We start from the raw sequence: 15,441 nt of genomic DNA, 5'->3' as shown, positions 1-15,441 counted from the left end.
TGTTCAATATTCAAATGAGCATAATTGATTTTTATTCAAAGTCATAAAATCCATTCAGAAGCGCGATCGCCTAAATCGAGGGGAATACTCACTGCTTTACCCAGTCGGGGACGCTCTTTTGTCTGTGTAATAAAAGTTTGCACTTGTATTGTTCCCCCCAAGGCATTGAGATAATTAGCAATATCATTGATATGTTCTTGGTACTCGGCCTCGCTTAAGGGGAATGAAGCTTGCTCAACATATTTCCACATCACTTGCAGAAATACCTTCCCCTGTGTCCTGCGGAACTGGACATCATATGAGTATCCCCATTTATCAATCAGCAGTTGTCGTAGTTCCTGTCCTGTCATATCTATAATTTGGATTTGGGATTGAGAATAGTCAGGCTGAGGGTGTTTCCTCGATTTGAAACATCGCAGCCTATCCTTGATGGGATCAAAAGTTTTCTCCATTAGATTTTACATTTAGTTATGATGTTAAGTTCCGTAACTCCAGTATGATAAGGATATAAAGAAATGTAATGCTAACAGAAAAGATGCTAGATATGTCTTGCAACAAAGAAGTATGGTGTCGCTGAAGGCGTTAGCATTTCGACTCAGACAGGGGTTGCTCAAGTGCTGGTACTCTTGTCAAAATGCTTAATAAATTACACAAAGAGCGCGTAGATTATGGCTCAATTTTCTGAATCAGCAGACGTGCCTGATATGGGTCGTCGTCAATTCATGAACCTGCTCACTTTTGGGACTGTGACCGGAGTGGCGCTAGGTGCATTGTATCCTGTTGTCAACTACTTTATCCCCCCTGCCAGCGGTGGTGGTGGTGGTGGTACAGTTGCCAAAAACGAACTAGGTAACGATGTTAGTGTTGGTCAATTTCTAGAAAGCCATAATGTGGGCGATCGCACTTTGGTTCAAGGACTCAAAGGTGATCCTACATATATTGTGGTCGAAAGCAAAGAAGCGATCGCTGACTATGGGATTAACGCCATCTGTACCCACTTAGGTTGTGTTGTCCCTTGGAACGTAGCTGAAAACAAATTTAAATGTCCTTGTCACGGTTCCCAGTACGATGCTACTGGTAAAGTCGTTCGGGGGCCTGCACCCAAGTCTTTGGCTCTGGCTCATGCCGCAGTTAATGACGACAAAATCGTTTTGACACCTTGGACAGAAACCGACTTCCGTACCGGTGAAGCAGCTTGGTGGGCTTAGAGAGTATTGAGTACCGAGTATTGAGTACCGAGTACTGAGTATTGAGTACCGAGTATTGAGTATTGAGCTATTAGTCTAAAGTCAAAAGTCCAGAGTTTTGAATCAATTCTTGACTAATGACCAACGACCAATGACCAATGACCGATGACTAATGACCACTGACTAATGTAATGACTTTATAGAGATGAGAAACGCCTGTACACCTGCGAGGTTAACTCGTACTGCTAAAGTAATGTTAAATGCATTGCTTATAGCGATCGCCACCGTGACCTTTTTCTTCACCAGCGATATAGCCCAACCCCAAACCGCTGCGGCTTATCCATTCTGGGCGCAAGCAGCCTATCCTGAAACTCCCCGCGAACCAACAGGACGGATTGTTTGCGCTAACTGTCACCTAGCAGCTAAACCTACAGAAGTAGAAGTACCCCAATCGGTACTACCTGACACCGTATTTAAAGCGATCGTCAAAATTCCCTATGATACCAGCGCACAGCAAGTAGGCGCTGATGGTTCTAAAGTCGGCTTAAACGTCGGTGCTGTATTAATGTTGCCCGACGGCTTCAAAATTGCGCCAGAAGACCGCATTCCTGAAGAAATGAAGGAAGAAGTAGGCGATGTTTACTTCCAACCTTACGGTGAAGACAAAGACAATATTGTCATTGTTGGCCCCTTACCCGGCGAACAATATCAAGAAATCGTCTTCCCTATTCTGTCACCTAACCCCGCTACCGACAAAAATATCCACTTTGGCAAATATTCCGTTCATGTAGGCGGAAACCGGGGACGCGGACAAGTATATCCCACAGGTGAAAAGAGCAATAACAACATTTACAACGCTTCTGCTGCTGGCACAATTAGCAAGATTGCCAAAGAAGAAGACGAAGACGGTAATGTTAAGTATGTAATCAGCATCACAACTGAAGCTGGTGAAGTTGTTAATGACACTGTTCCCGCAGGCCCAGATCTAATTGTTTCTGAAGGACAAACAGTTGCATCTGGTGATGCTTTGACCAACAACCCCAACGTTGGTGGTTTCGGTCAACTAGATGCAGAAATTGTCTTACAAGATAGTTCCAGAGTCGCATGGATGGTTGCTTTCGTCTGTTTAGTGATGTTGGCACAAGTTATGCTGGTACTAAAGAAAAAGCAGATTGAAAAAGTTCAAGCTGCTGAGATGAATTTCTAAATTCTCTGCTAAATAATTCATTTTTAGACAGGCAAGATGCCTGTCTTTTTTTATATCTCAACATCCATCAAAAGCAGGTGGATAAATAACTTTACCCTTGTATTTTTTATCATAGCTTTGCAATGTTTTGACCATAAAGACATCATCCGGAACTGGGAACGGAGATTCTATCTGATAATCAACTGATGGAACAAACCCAAAGCGTGTATAGAAAGAAGGATAACCCAGTACAATAACTATAGCTTCTTTTCTGGTATTTGCTATTTCTAAACTTGCATTTATTAATGCGCTACCAATTCCTTGATTGTGAAACTGTGGATGAACTGCTATGGGTGCTAAACCAAGAACCTGGAATGTATCTTCATCGACCAAATCAATATAGCTATAAAGAATATGACCAATTACTCTACCATCAATTTCTGCTACTAATGATAACTCTGGAATGTAGCGGTCAGAAATACGAATTTTCTCAATCAGTCGCGCTTCATTTTCACCTTTAAAACCGAGAGTATTGACTTCAGCTATTGTAGGATAATCTAGCAAAGTTTCACCACGAATTTTCATCTTACAGTTCCAATTTTCAAAATATTTAGATTCAAACAATCATGAAAACTTACGACTGGATTATTATTGGTGCGGGCATCACAGGTGCTGCACTTGCTTATGAATTAGCAAAAACTGGATTTTCTGTACTGTTGCTAGAACAATATACCACACCACAAAATGCTACTCGCTATAGTTATGGTGGAATTTCCTATTGGGCAGGGACAACACCAATTACACAACAATTAAGTCAAGAAAGTATGGCTCGTTACCGTATTCTATCCCAAGAATTAGATGCTGATATCCAATTTCGTGAATTAGATTTATTGCTAACTATCCCCACTAATAGCGACCCAAAGATAACATCTGCATCCTACTCTCATCTTGCCATTCCACCGAGTTTATTAAGTATTCAAGAAGCTTGTGAATTAGAACCACTGCTAAATAGAAATGCAATATCCGGTGCTTTGACTATTAAACATGGTCATATCCACCCAAATAAAACAGCACAAGCATATATTCAAGCCATGCTGCGACTAGGGGGAGAATTGCAGTTTACCCAAGTATTAGAACTTAATCAAGGCTTAAAAGGCGTAAAAACAACCACAGCAACTTTCCACAGTGCCAATATAGCAATTTGTGCGGGTGGACTCAGCCGACAATTACTAAAATTAGCAGGTATTCATATAAAAATGTATTTTTCTCATGCAGAAATAATTGAAACCCCACCTGTAGATTTGCGTTTACACACCCTGGTTACACCAGCTAACCTACAACGCTTGCAATTAGAAATTGAAGCAACTCAAGTTGATAAATTATGGGATGAATCTGAACACAAACCAGTAGCACCAATTTTAGATGCAGGTGCTGTGCAGTTTCTTGATGGTAGTTTGCGTTTAGGTCAAATTAGCCGTATTCTTACAAATCCCTATGCTTCAATTAACTCAGAATCTAGTGAAAAATGGTTACGAACAAGTATCAATAATATATTACCAACTTTAGGAAAGTTACCAGGAACTTGGCATCATTGTTTAGTGGCATTTACCAAAGATAAATTCCCATTAATTGGGAAGATTCCCGAATTTGAAAACATTCATATTTTCTCTGGTTTTAGTAGTCCTTTTGTTTTCGTTCCACCATTAGCAGCACGCTTTGCTAAATTTGTATCTGGTCAGAAAGATGAAATTATTAGCCAGATGTCTCCAGCTAGAACTAATTTGAACTAATCTATAATATTATCTTCGGAAAAATTGATTTAGATAACATTCCATGTACACCTTTGTGAGGACTATTCACTACTTGGGTGATATGGAAATTAACAGCTAAACTACATAAAATATAAGCATCTTCTGGTGATAAGTTGGTGAAGCGTTCCAGAAAATATATCATATTTTTTAAAGCCAATTCTAAAGCATCATCTAAGGTTGGTGCGAAACCCATTGTGATAAAATCTGTAGGAGTTTCGGCAATTGGTATTGTCAGTTGCAAATCTTTACGCAATTTGAGTTTAATTCTGCCATTCATAGAAGTTTCGATAGCAGTCACATTCACTTCACCATCTCCCTGTGCAGAATGTCCATCACCAATAGAAAATAATGCACCTGGAAGATATATGGGTAAAAATAGCCGCGAACCTGCTTGTAATTGACGGTTGTCAATGTTCCCTCCATAAGCACCTGGTGGTATAGAATTACGGGAGTTTTCTGGGGTAGCAACTCCCAAAATTCCAAAAAATGGTGTGAGGGGAATTTTGATATTTGATCCTAGAGGAAATTCTGCAAAATTATTTTCTAAATCAAGGGGAATAAATTTTAATGTTGGGTGAGGAAATTGTTGTGGTAATGCTCCCCAACCTGTACGAATAGCATTAAAGCCAACGGGTAAACGGGGTGAAATAGCTTCTAATTGTATTTCTAAAACATCTCCTGGTTCAGCATCTCGGATGTAAATTGGCCCTGTGAGTAAATGCGGCCCACCTGCTATTTTGCGTTCGGGAGGTAAATTTTTGCAGATATCAATAAATTCCGGTGTCAAAAATTCTTGTGGGGCTTTGTCATAAACATAATAACCAGTATAAGTTTCTACGTCTATGGTGTCATGAGAATTAACTACTAATGCTGGTTTTAATAAATGGGAAAAGCCACCTAGATGTACAGTTTCTTTGGTAGCTTTTAAAATGTGGTGAGTCATGTTTTGGTGGGTGAATTGAGTAGATTCAGGGCTATTGATTGCAGCGTCTTTTAATTCCCTGAACGGCTTAATATTTCTTTGAAGTTACTAATATAATTGCTGATAGCATGATCTTGAAATCGTGCGGAAATAAAGTTTAAACTGAATCTTGAACCTATCCGCAATTCTTGATCTATATGGCGATATCCCTGCCACCATCTTGGTAATTCTGGTACTATATCCATACCATTTACAAATTGATAGCTGTTGGGAACTCTTTGATTATATGATTCTTGAAATCCCTTATTACCAACTTTTGGCGCTCCAAAAGTAAAGGATTCTATGGATGCTAATTGATTAGCAAAGTTGTATTGAACATCTACAACACATAATGTTGCTAATGCTCCACCTAAACTGTGTCCAGATACGGTGACATAAGAAATATTATTATTTTTGATATATTCATGAATCTGGTTTCTGACGGAAAAGTAAGCCTTGATAAAGCCACTGTGCATCAAAGATCCCGAACTATTTTCTGTTGGATAAGGATAAATTTTATCATTTTGATCAACAATTTCCGACTGAATTATTTGCTTGTCAAACTTTGTCCGTTCCTGACTAGTTTCAAGGTTTGTTCTCCAATCAAAAGATGAATTACTCCCAGGAAACACAATAGTAATTCCTGATGTATCTGTGAGGATAGCGAGTTGGGTATCAGTATCTTTTTGGTCAATTAAAAATGGTTTTTCATTCCAGCCACTAAATTTAATATTAGAAAAGTTTTGATAACTTTCCTTGCAGCAAATTGCTAATTTCAATGCTTTAGAATAATCAACCTTCATAACTGTGTCCTCTAGTTATAGAACTGGATATTGGGAAATAAAAATTTAGCAAATTTGCGTGGTCACAAATTGAATTATCTCTGCTAAACCGGCTTTGGTTTTTAAGTTGGAGAAAATGAAGGGTTTTTCGCCGCGCATTGTTTTTGCATCTCTTTGCATGACGTTTAAATCAGCGCCAACATAGGGTGCAAGGTCAGTTTTATTAATGACTAATAAGTCGGATTTAGTTATACCGGGTCCACCTTTGCGGGGAATTTTATCACCTGCGGCAACATCAATTACATATATGGTTAAGTCTACTAATTCAGGGCTAAAGGTAGCAGCTAAGTTATCACCACCACTTTCTAAAAAGACTAAATCTAAGTCTGTAAATTTTTCTTCTAGTTGTTCAATTGCAGCTAAATTCATGGAAGCGTCTTCACGGATAGCGGTGTGGGGACAACCTCCTGTTTCTACTCCCAAAATGCGATCGCTCTCCAACGCCTGAGAACGGACTAAAAACTGAGCGTCTTCTTGAGTATATATATCATTTGTGACAACTGCCAAGTTATACTGCTGTCGTAGTGCTTTACACAAAGCATCGACTAAAGCCGTTTTTCCCGAACCCACAGGCCCTGCTACCCCAACTCGAAACGTACTCATAGTTAGTCATTCATCATTGGTGATTGGTCATCAGTCGCTCAACTCCTAAACAATCTTGTATACTGGGTTTCATGCTGCATACTAGCCAGAGATAAACCCCAACTACAACAAGCTAGGTCATCATCCTCCAAAGCGAGAATTTCCACCATTGTAGTACTTAATACGTCTTGTAACCCCAATAACAATTTTTGCCCAGCAGTTTGACCGAGGGGAATAAGTTTGATTCCCGCAGTAATTAAATTATTTGCCCAACTATGCAGATATGTCAATAATGCAGTTTGGGGGCTAATTTGCCAGTGAGCCGAAGCGATACCAAAAGCGATCGCATAATTGCAAGGATAACCCACAGTAGTAGCCAACGGTAAAACCTCTGGTTCCAGCTTACCTAATAACTGCAAGAGCGATCGCCCCATTTGCCAGCTAGAAGCACGTAATTCTTCCGCATCCCTCAATGCTGATAACCACAAATTCCAGCGGCATAAAGCTTCTAAATCATCAACTCTCGCAGCTTCTAAAGCTCTTACCATCACCGCTCCATCAAGGCGAATTGATCCATAAATCAACTCAGCTTCCAACCAATGTTTTAGATGTTCTACATTAGTAATAGTCGAATTTTCTACCAACACTTCTAAACCTTCCGAATAACTATACGCTCCCACTGGTAAAGCTGGACTAGCCAATTGCAAAATAGATAAAAAACTCCTATGAGTGAGAATGTCCATAAGCTCCTAATTCTGGCTGAAAAGGTACAACTTCCTCCTTAATTTCTAACCCCAATTGTGCCAACATCGCGTATAAAATTGGGTCTGGAGACAAGCGCAAATAACTCGGAGTAATTTCCAAAGATACATGACGATTTCCCAAATGATAAGCCGCCCTTAATAATAGCAAAGGCGTTTTTGCAAACACTGTCAAAACAGGCTCAGATTTAGCAATAATTCTGATTAAATTATCTTGCCTTTCATCAGCCAAAAGATCGCCATTATGTAAAACCGTCCCCCTTGGTAAATGTAAAAATACCACCTTCCCATCATCCAATGTAAACCGATGACGGCTGCGGGTGCGTTCTTCTGCGGTGAGTGCCAGAGTGAGCGTAACTACAGCGTTAGAGTCAGGTGGCTTACGTTGCGTCAACGTCAGCATAATTCAGTAAATCATCAATACATATGTTGGATTTTAAGGCTTTCTTGTCCAAAAAAACTATTTTTATATAAATAAGGGGCTTCTAAATAAAAAAATATTCAATTAATTCTTGTGGGGTAGGCATCTTGCCTGCCCTTAAAGCGGACGGGCTAGAAACCTATCCCACAATATTGGATAATTTATTTTCTGGTGTTTCCTAACCTATAAATAACCCCATTACCTATAAGGAAATGGGGTTAAAAATTTGGTATTTAAAAAGTTTAATTTTCATCTCTGGAGTGAACTTGAGCCGGAGGACTAGTTGCTTCCACCGCTGTAAATGGTTGCAGAATTCTATAAGAATGAATTGCTCCCTTTGGTACAACCCAAGAACTTCCTCTTTCTAGCAAAATGGTTTGTCCTGCAATATCCAATTCTGCTTGACCATTAATTACATAACCAACTGTCTCATATTCTCGCTGAGTTGGCTGTTTTTCCTCACCTGGTTCCTCATTTTCCCATAGCCGCATAGAAACAGTTTTACCAGATGCAAGATACTTTTGACCAAGTTGACCTTTTGGGGAATAGGCAGAATCTACTTTTTTAACACTGGTGTCACTCATAATAATCTAGGCTACAAAAAGCGTTGGCATGAATATAAAGCACAAAACAGATTTATTAGTTACATCTTGTCTCTTAATATTCTTTCTGGTGGTATATTCTCTTGGTAATATCCATGTCGAGTTCCAGTAATTGGCTCTACAGATTTTTCAACATTTGTTTGTACATCGTTTAAAAACTCTCTTGTAGATTCAGGAATTGGTTCATCAAGATTGAGTCTTTCTTTAATATTATCACCAGTATCTTTGAGTCTTTTTTGATCATTCCTTATTTCTGATGCATCTGGAGTACCTTTGTAATAAACACCTTCCGGCGTTTTCACAGTATCCGCTTGTGCTACTAACATAGTATGACTATGTCCAAAAGATTGGAGTCCAAAAAAGGTTAATATTACAAAAAATATTACCAAAATTGGACGTAAATTAACACGTTTTAGATTCTTAAAAAACTTGTTCATAAACATCCTTCCAGAAATTATAGTTTGAGAAATAACTTTGAAGTATTTCGTTGAAAAAACGAAAATTCTACATCGTCACAGCAGCCCCAGTAGTTGGTTTAGGAGGCTTGATAGCAGTCACTAACCTCGCTTGATAACGCTCTATTAATCGTTGTTCATATTTTCCTAAATCATTTTGTATTTCTTTGAAAATTGCCGTTGCTACAGGGTCAGTATACATTGCAGACAAATTGCTCATATCACCAATGCCTGTTTGGATATCACCCAATGCACAACGAAGTTGATAGATATCATCACTCCCTGTCAAAGCTGCTTTTACTTTGGCATATTGATTGGCAACATTTGCCGCCAAAGATGGTTTTTCATGCAAGCGTTGAAGATAAATTTCTAGTTTTTCAATGTGATGCTGTTTATTAGTTATCATTTCTTGAAACAGCACTTTGATTTCTTGATTAGATTCTTTTTCTACATAGTTTTCTAAAGCTTCTAATGAATAACGTTCACCAGCTAAAGCAGTATTTAAACCTTTTATAATTTCATTCTTAGTTGAACCACCCCAAGCATCAGCTAATTTCCACCATTCAGCGCTTGTGTCGTTTACATCAGGCAATTCTACATCTTTACCACCATAACCTAAACGGTTTAAAAGGGCTGTTGTGAAAATTGCTAAGTCTCCAGGTTCACGAGATGTAATTAAATTTCCATCCACGACTACCGGTTCATCTAGATAAGTTGCTCCAGCATTGCTGATATCTTTGCGAATAGCAGTGAATCCCGTTGCTTGTTTACCTTTGAGCAAATCACCTTCAATTAAAACTTGTGGACCGTGACAAATTGCAGCCACCAATTTACCTTGATTCATCGCATCTCTGACAAAGCAAACTGTATTACAATTGCGCCGCATTTTATCAGGAGCCATACCACCAGGAATTACCACCGCAGCAAACTCTTCAGCCAAAGCTTCTGCTGTCGTTGCTTCAGCCTGTACGCTTAATTTACCTCGTTTACCCTTATATTTTTCATTCATCCGTGAACCAATAACTACCACCTCCATTCCGGCTTGTTTTAACCCATTACAAGGAACGATAAATTCTACATCCTCTACTCCTTGTTCAATGAGGATAGCTATTTTATTTTTGCCAGAATAATGATTATTTTGATGAATTTGTGTCATATTTTTCTCCTAAATTCAACTGACTAAATCAAACTATTGATGAATCAATTTAACTTGTTGATGATGCAGCAAATAATTCTTCGTAATCATGTGAAAAATAAGTGTGAAATTTTCTAAATTTATCTGGTGTAATGGCATTTTGCAAAACTGCAAAAACAGCCCTAACATGAATTGCGGCTGTAGTAGGTTCTATATTTTCCTTTTGACTTGCACGCTCAATAAACTCTTGTAGATGAAAAGATTGAGTAGGTTCAGTTTCTCTTCCAGACAAAGATTTACCTAATTCTTCTGGTAGTTGTGCCGCTATTTCTTGAGCTTCATAATTAGGAATAAGTTCCTTAATAGTTCCTAATGTGGCATGAGTAGCTCGTTCAGCTTCCTCACGGGAATTTGATTGAGCTAGACTTTGAACATGGGTAATAAACTCTGTGTATTCCATTAGATATTCCCCCTGTTAAAAAGAATTACAAAATTATTATTTTTAGGTTTATGAATTTATTAAAATGTAATGAAAAACTATATATTGTATATAGAACACTTCAAATTCACACTTATCAGTTTAAGCTTTAATAACTTGATTCACTTCGTTCTCAGGGGATAGATTTTTTTATGACTAAAGTTATATATCTGGATATAGATATATTTATATGAGATTACTAGTTTTTTACTTGAAAAGCTCTATCTATCTAAAGCTGCGTGTCACACTTAATGTAAGATTGTAGAGTGCATCAGATGTCGAAAATCTGTTGATACTAACCCAATACTGTTCGTTTAAGGCTAACAAACGAAAATACGTAGGTTGGGTTGAGGCACGAAACCCAACATTTTCAATTTTTTGTTGGTTTTATACAATAGGTTCTTTGCGTGGTAATTTTTGTTAACCGAACAGTATTTGGATACTAACCAATTTATAGGTCTGACGCACCCTACTAAAATCAAAGGTAGTAGAGACATCGAATTTAAATATGTGTCTTCCATAACTCTTGTAGAGACATTGTAGACAACATCTCTACATTCTTTCAGGACTCACGCACTGAAACGGAAAACTGTCATTCTGAGCGCAGCGAAGAATCTCTCCAGAAGTTGAAACGCCTATTCTACCGTTCTCAACTTGGCTGAGTGCGTAAGTCCTATCTTTGTGTTCAGGTGTCAGTTAGTAGTTATTTGCACAAGTAAGCATTTCCCTATCAGTTAGATAAAGATTAGCTACAGCATATTTAACAACCACTGATTCTTGTGTAGCATGACAAGAACTTTTTACTGCTTGAGTTTTGACTGGATCTTTCACAAGTTTAGCCTGGTATGTGTAGAGAGAACCAGACGGTTTTTCAAAAGTTAGCTCTGCCAACATTGTATTATTATCTAAACTTTTCTCTAATATCTTACCTGCTACTTTATAGTTAAACCAATCCCATCCTTGATGAAGAATTATTTCTCTTTCCAAAATCTGTAATGCAGACGGCAAAATTCCCCAGCCACGATAAACCTTATTCAAAAATTTAATATCACCGGTACGAGTTAGAATGGATTTGAAAGAATCATGATCAAGCACACCATAATATCTTCCTTCTGCCAATTCTATAGCTGTGGGAGCAAAGCGATGTCCCCCAAAATGGCTTGATTTCCAAATCCGCACATTATCAAAATGCAAATCAGAAATTGTATTTTTAGCATAATAGTAAAAAGGATTTCCATATCTAGCACAACACTGATCATGACTGCCATGTGTACATACTAAAATATCTCGATTTATACCATTTTCTACTTGATAATCTAGATTTTCATCTAACAACCATTTATTTATAACTCCAGCTACTTGTTCAATATTTGGTAACTTAAACTCTTGCTTACAGTATCCATGGATTAAACCTTCTTGTTTTTTATAAATTAATAAAGTTGTTTCTTCTACTTTATGTGATTGATCATTAGCAATTAAAAGAAACTGAATTGATAGCTTACTGCGTTTTACTTCTTCTACCAAAACCCGCAAATTATCTGGAACCCATTTGGATTTAAATGCTTCTGATATCCACGGTTGAGGACATTCCACTAAAATGTAAGTTTGGTAGTTAGTGGCGCTACCAATAATATCTTCTCCTATTTGCCGCGAATAGTCAGAGCAAAACATCGTATTCATATAAATGTACTCAAGAATTGATTTTATAGACAAAGGTAATGAAAAAGTAAAATTGTGTTTTTAGCTACCAGTCCTGATGTTTTCTTAGATTTATCAACTAAAAACAGGTAGCCACTTTATAAATTTCTGATTTTTTGAAGTCCTTCCGGTTAATAAATCCTCCATTTCTAGAAATAAGCCTCCCTATGCAAAATATTTCCGTAACAGTCAAGTTAATTGTGTATCTAAGTTCGTTTAGCAGTTCATGAAATTTCACCTATCAAAACATGGGCTTACAGAAAGTTAGATTTTACGTCTTTAGTGGATAAATAAAACCCTACTGGAGTGGGAGTGAAAAAAATTAGTGTTAGGGTACATTTGAGAAGTTTAACTTTACACTTTACCCAATGATTAAGATACTTTTATTAATTAGGGGTAAAACTTATGTACTCAAACTAGGCGATTTTAAACTAGTATCAAGTAGTAGCAGCAAGGGCGATAAAGCACCTTTTGCAGTGCTAATTTACCGTAGGGTTAAACATTTCGGTAGTTTGTCTAGTCGTATCTTCAGTATAACTATAAGAGTAAGCCACAAAATAAATGATCCTGTCTTGTCATGCTGAGTGTAGCGTTCGCGAAGCGCGGCTTTAGCCATACTTCGTGAACAGAATGACATTGGGTATTTCTTTTTGTGGAGTTATCTAAGACTAATATTTGATATTTGAAAAATACGTAGAGTGTATATAGACCTGTTTCCATGACTGCGCTAAATTGTAGTAAAATACACTACCCAAACTTCTTACCCAAACTTCTATGTATGTTACAGTCTTCCATCCTAACGTACCCTACAAATACTACTTAGATATTTTTAAACTTCTAAGAAACGCACATTTAATTTTCACACTCTTGTCTAATACGTAAGTCCTATTATCATCAAGGCCATTGTCTCACTTTTTTATGTACCTGTGCTAAATACCACATATAATCATCAATTTTATATGTATCAGCCGCTTTAACTATATATTCTTGTGCTAATTCAAAATTATTTTCGGTTTCGTAATATAACCCTAGATAAAGATGACTATAAAAATTTCCTTTAATTCCTTGCAATTTACCTACATTTAAAACATCATCTGGTGTGCAGTTTCCCGCAAAGAAATCATACACACTCTGCATAATCTTTCTGGGGTCATTTTTTACAGTTAACAGAGAATTACGCGCTTCAGATACACCTAAATAACGCGCTATACAAAGATATCGCCAAACTGTTTCTTCCACATCTTGAGCATTGACAGTTAAATCTATTTCAAACTGTTTTGCACCATCAGCAAATCTTTCTACGTAATAATAAGATAAACCACGTTGCCACAGATAGGGTGTAATTTTAGAATCTAATTTTTCTGCGGTATCAAAGTCTTGAATAGATTCTTCAATTTTCCCAAGTTTAAAGTAAAACATTCCTCGCTGAATGTAAGCATTAGGGTTGTTTGGCTGACCATGAATTATTTCATTCCAGCGTTGGAGTTGATGCTCTAGGGAATTGTTAAAAAACATGATTTTGCTTACTGAGAGTAATCCTTGGGTAGATTAGCTAGATTATTTTAGCTGTGGTTGTAAGAACAAAAAAGCAATGATAAAAGCAGAAATTAAAACAATAAAAATGATCATGAATATTAAGTTGTTGTTTTTTTGAATTTTCTGTTTATTTTCTGGCTGCGTTTCCAAAGAATTGGGGCTTTTTTTATACTCTTCCCATACCTCCAATCGTAAACTACTTGATAAACCCCGCCAAACTCCAGCCCGAATTAGTGTTTCTTGATTTTGAATCCCTGTCACAATTACTAAAGGTATGTTATTGAAACCAATTCCTTTGGGTAAAGTTTTTTCTTCAAATTCAAAAGCTAGTTCATCTCTTAATTTTTTGCAATTTTTACCTATTTTATGATTGGTATTGGCAGAAAAATCACGAATATTGATAACTTCCTCTACAGATAATTTGCTAATATCTGCTTCAATTTTAAATCCATGATCATGATCAAAAATCACAGCTTGGTCTATTTCTGTTCTTAAGGTTTCTCTTAGTTCATCTCGTAAAGCAGCAGCAGCAATAGCTCTAATTTTTTGTTCATTTTCTTCTGAATCTTCACCTATCCAAGCTACAGAGTTACGGATTTTGCGGTCACGAAAATCTACTCTTTCACTTGCATCAAGTCCAGTAATTAGTAGTAATAAATGGCTACCATATCGCCCAATAAAAAGAGAAAAAACTTCACTTTGAATCAATTCATAAACCTGATTTTTTCTGATAATTTCAGGTAGTTCCGGTATCCAAGCGTAGCCTTCTTCTTGAGAAAATCCTCGACTGCGTATGTAAATCTCCATATCAAATTCCTAATCAATATTTAGCAGATTGTCACCTTGTAAAACCACGAAGCCATTATTAGCTTTGCATCCCTTAGCAAATTCACGCACAGCATCTTTGAGATGATTATCTAAACCAACCCACTCGCGGATAAAATTGAATAAGCTCCAATGTTTTTTATCAATATGGAGTTTGAGCAAAAACCGCAAAAGATATCTCAGAGGTTGTTCACTATCTTTAGGATTATATTTAGCATCATGAGAAGTTTTACGAAATATAAATAATGGATTATTACCATTCATTTCTATGCGAGAAAAATGTACGCTACCTACTGTTTGTACAGGTGTGACAATTACAGCTACTTTAGAAAGTAGTGCTTCGGTTTTAAAATCTTCAAGTAATTTTGTATATCCAATTTTTACTTGATTCATTAGTTCAGAAATACTTTGCTCATTCTGTAAATATTTTTCACATCTCACAGGAGCCAATATGACTAATCTTGGTGAATCAAGTTCTCTATAGGCTCTTTGAAATATATTTGTGATCATCTGTGGTTTGTTAATTGAATCATGCCATTGACCATTTTTTTCCATCAAAGCTGGGGTATCAATAGCAATAATTACAGCCGCAGATTCATTGACAAAATTTTCAATGCGTTCCTTTTCTTCACGGGGACTTTTTGAACCGTGGTATTCACCAGGATAGTCTTGAAAGTTGAGTGTTAAGGAAGGTTTAGCACCTTTTTTACCAAGTTCAAAAAAGAAGGACTTGTAATCTTCAGTATTCTGCATCCATCCTTTAGTTTCAAAATTGTCAGGAAGATTTTTCAGTTCTGCTAGACGTTCTTGCAAAAGTGCTGAACTATCTAAATCAGGTGTGAGTTGGAGATTAGTTTTACCGATATTGCTTTCAAACTGCTCATACATGGCAGTTAAAAGACTTGTTTTACCAACGCCACTGGGTCCAAGCATGGTGATTTTTAGTTCGTGCATTTAAAAT

Annotated in this window: 18 protein-coding genes; 3 read left to right on the top strand and 15 right to left on the bottom strand. The window is 37.2% G+C overall.

Annotated elements, in window-relative coordinates; all coding sequences use genetic code 11:
• Nucleotides 1–41: 41 nt before the first annotated feature.
• Entirely contained in the window at nucleotides 42–350 is a 309-nt protein-coding gene (locus tag ACSQ6I_RS02800) for a DUF3067 family protein (protein ID WP_042465660.1), read from the bottom strand.
• Between the two features lie 318 nt (nucleotides 351–668).
• On the opposite strand from ACSQ6I_RS02800, the gene petC reads away from it, so the two are divergent.
• Together petC and petA are read left to right on the top strand one after the other, a co-directional pair.
• A complete protein-coding gene (petC, locus tag ACSQ6I_RS02795; RefSeq protein ID WP_015213004.1) occupies nucleotides 669–1,208 on the top strand; it encodes a cytochrome b6-f complex iron-sulfur subunit in 540 nt (179 codons plus the stop codon).
• A 184-nt stretch (nucleotides 1,209–1,392) separates the two neighbouring features.
• Nucleotides 1,393–2,394 (top strand): cytochrome f, encoded by a 1,002-nt coding sequence (gene petA, locus ACSQ6I_RS02790; protein WP_015213003.1) that lies wholly within the window; start codon nucleotides 1,393–1,395, stop codon nucleotides 2,392–2,394.
• Between the two features lie 57 nt (nucleotides 2,395–2,451).
• Here the strand turns inward: petA and ACSQ6I_RS02785 are convergent, their stop codons facing one another.
• Complete coding sequence (locus tag ACSQ6I_RS02785) at nucleotides 2,452–2,958, bottom strand: GNAT family N-acetyltransferase (RefSeq protein ID WP_438888765.1); 507 nt, start codon at nucleotides 2,956–2,958, stop codon at nucleotides 2,452–2,454.
• A 41-nt stretch (nucleotides 2,959–2,999) separates the two neighbouring features.
• Between ACSQ6I_RS02785 and ACSQ6I_RS02780 the strand changes: the two genes are divergently transcribed.
• On the top strand, nucleotides 3,000–4,163 hold the full coding sequence (locus tag ACSQ6I_RS02780; RefSeq protein WP_438888764.1) for an NAD(P)/FAD-dependent oxidoreductase: 1,164 nt from the start codon (nucleotides 3,000–3,002) through the stop codon (nucleotides 4,161–4,163).
• Nucleotide 4,164: 1 nt separating this feature from the next.
• Here ACSQ6I_RS02780 and ACSQ6I_RS02775 read toward each other — a convergent pair whose 3' ends face one another.
• The 13 genes from ACSQ6I_RS02775 to ACSQ6I_RS02715 form a co-directional block, all read right to left on the bottom strand.
• Complete coding sequence (locus ACSQ6I_RS02775) at nucleotides 4,165–5,127, bottom strand: acetamidase/formamidase family protein (RefSeq protein WP_438888762.1); 963 nt, start codon at nucleotides 5,125–5,127, stop codon at nucleotides 4,165–4,167.
• Between the two features lie 50 nt (nucleotides 5,128–5,177).
• The gene (locus ACSQ6I_RS02770) at nucleotides 5,178–5,948 is read right to left on the bottom strand and encodes a lipase family protein (protein ID WP_438888761.1); all 771 of its coding nucleotides are present in this window, start codon (nucleotides 5,946–5,948) and stop codon (nucleotides 5,178–5,180) included.
• A gap of 45 nt (nucleotides 5,949–5,993) precedes the next feature.
• Complete coding sequence (ureG, locus tag ACSQ6I_RS02765; protein ID WP_438888760.1) at nucleotides 5,994–6,590, bottom strand: urease accessory protein UreG; 597 nt, start codon at nucleotides 6,588–6,590, stop codon at nucleotides 5,994–5,996.
• A 38-nt stretch (nucleotides 6,591–6,628) separates the two neighbouring features.
• Nucleotides 6,629–7,312 carry an urease accessory protein UreF gene (locus ACSQ6I_RS02760; protein ID WP_438888759.1) on the bottom strand — a complete coding sequence of 228 codons (684 nt, stop codon included), beginning with the start codon at nucleotides 7,310–7,312 and terminating at the stop codon, nucleotides 6,629–6,631.
• On the bottom strand, nucleotides 7,293–7,733 hold the full coding sequence (gene ureE, locus ACSQ6I_RS02755) for an urease accessory protein UreE (protein ID WP_438888758.1): 441 nt from the start codon (nucleotides 7,731–7,733) through the stop codon (nucleotides 7,293–7,295). Before ureE ends, ACSQ6I_RS02760 begins: the two co-directional genes overlap by 20 nt.
• Before the next feature lie 260 nt (nucleotides 7,734–7,993).
• Nucleotides 7,994–8,335 (bottom strand): cupin domain-containing protein, encoded by a 342-nt coding sequence (locus tag ACSQ6I_RS02750; RefSeq protein WP_438888757.1) that lies wholly within the window; start codon nucleotides 8,333–8,335, stop codon nucleotides 7,994–7,996.
• Nucleotides 8,336–8,394: 59 nt separating this feature from the next.
• Nucleotides 8,395–8,790, bottom strand: a complete 396-nt coding sequence (locus tag ACSQ6I_RS02745; protein WP_438888756.1) for a hypothetical protein — start codon at nucleotides 8,788–8,790, stop codon at nucleotides 8,395–8,397.
• Nucleotides 8,791–8,857: 67 nt separating this feature from the next.
• The gene (locus ACSQ6I_RS02740; protein ID WP_438888755.1) at nucleotides 8,858–9,964 is read right to left on the bottom strand and encodes a DJ-1/PfpI/YhbO family deglycase/protease; all 1,107 of its coding nucleotides are present in this window, start codon (nucleotides 9,962–9,964) and stop codon (nucleotides 8,858–8,860) included.
• Between the two features lie 49 nt (nucleotides 9,965–10,013).
• Complete coding sequence (locus ACSQ6I_RS02735) at nucleotides 10,014–10,403, bottom strand: DUF2267 domain-containing protein (protein WP_438888754.1); 390 nt, start codon at nucleotides 10,401–10,403, stop codon at nucleotides 10,014–10,016.
• A gap of 714 nt (nucleotides 10,404–11,117) precedes the next feature.
• Nucleotides 11,118–12,101: a sucrase ferredoxin gene (locus ACSQ6I_RS02730; RefSeq protein WP_438888752.1), complete on the bottom strand. Its 984-nt coding sequence runs from the start codon at nucleotides 12,099–12,101 to the stop codon at nucleotides 11,118–11,120.
• Between the two features lie 912 nt (nucleotides 12,102–13,013).
• Nucleotides 13,014–13,634, bottom strand: a complete 621-nt coding sequence (locus ACSQ6I_RS02725; RefSeq protein ID WP_438888751.1) for a tetratricopeptide repeat protein — start codon at nucleotides 13,632–13,634, stop codon at nucleotides 13,014–13,016.
• Nucleotides 13,635–13,676: 42 nt separating this feature from the next.
• A complete protein-coding gene (locus ACSQ6I_RS02720) occupies nucleotides 13,677–14,462 on the bottom strand; it encodes a hypothetical protein (protein WP_438888750.1) in 786 nt (261 codons plus the stop codon).
• A gap of 9 nt (nucleotides 14,463–14,471) precedes the next feature.
• On the bottom strand, nucleotides 14,472–15,434 hold the full coding sequence (locus ACSQ6I_RS02715; RefSeq protein ID WP_438888748.1) for a TRAFAC clade GTPase domain-containing protein: 963 nt from the start codon (nucleotides 15,432–15,434) through the stop codon (nucleotides 14,472–14,474).
• Between the last annotated feature and the right edge of the window lie 7 nt (nucleotides 15,435–15,441).

Origin of the sequence: Anabaena sp. WFMT (assembly GCF_051781005.1) — a bacterium.
Lineage (GTDB): Bacteria > Cyanobacteriota > Cyanobacteriia > Cyanobacteriales > Nostocaceae > Anabaena.
This window is presented reverse-complemented; position numbering and strand designations above follow the sequence as displayed.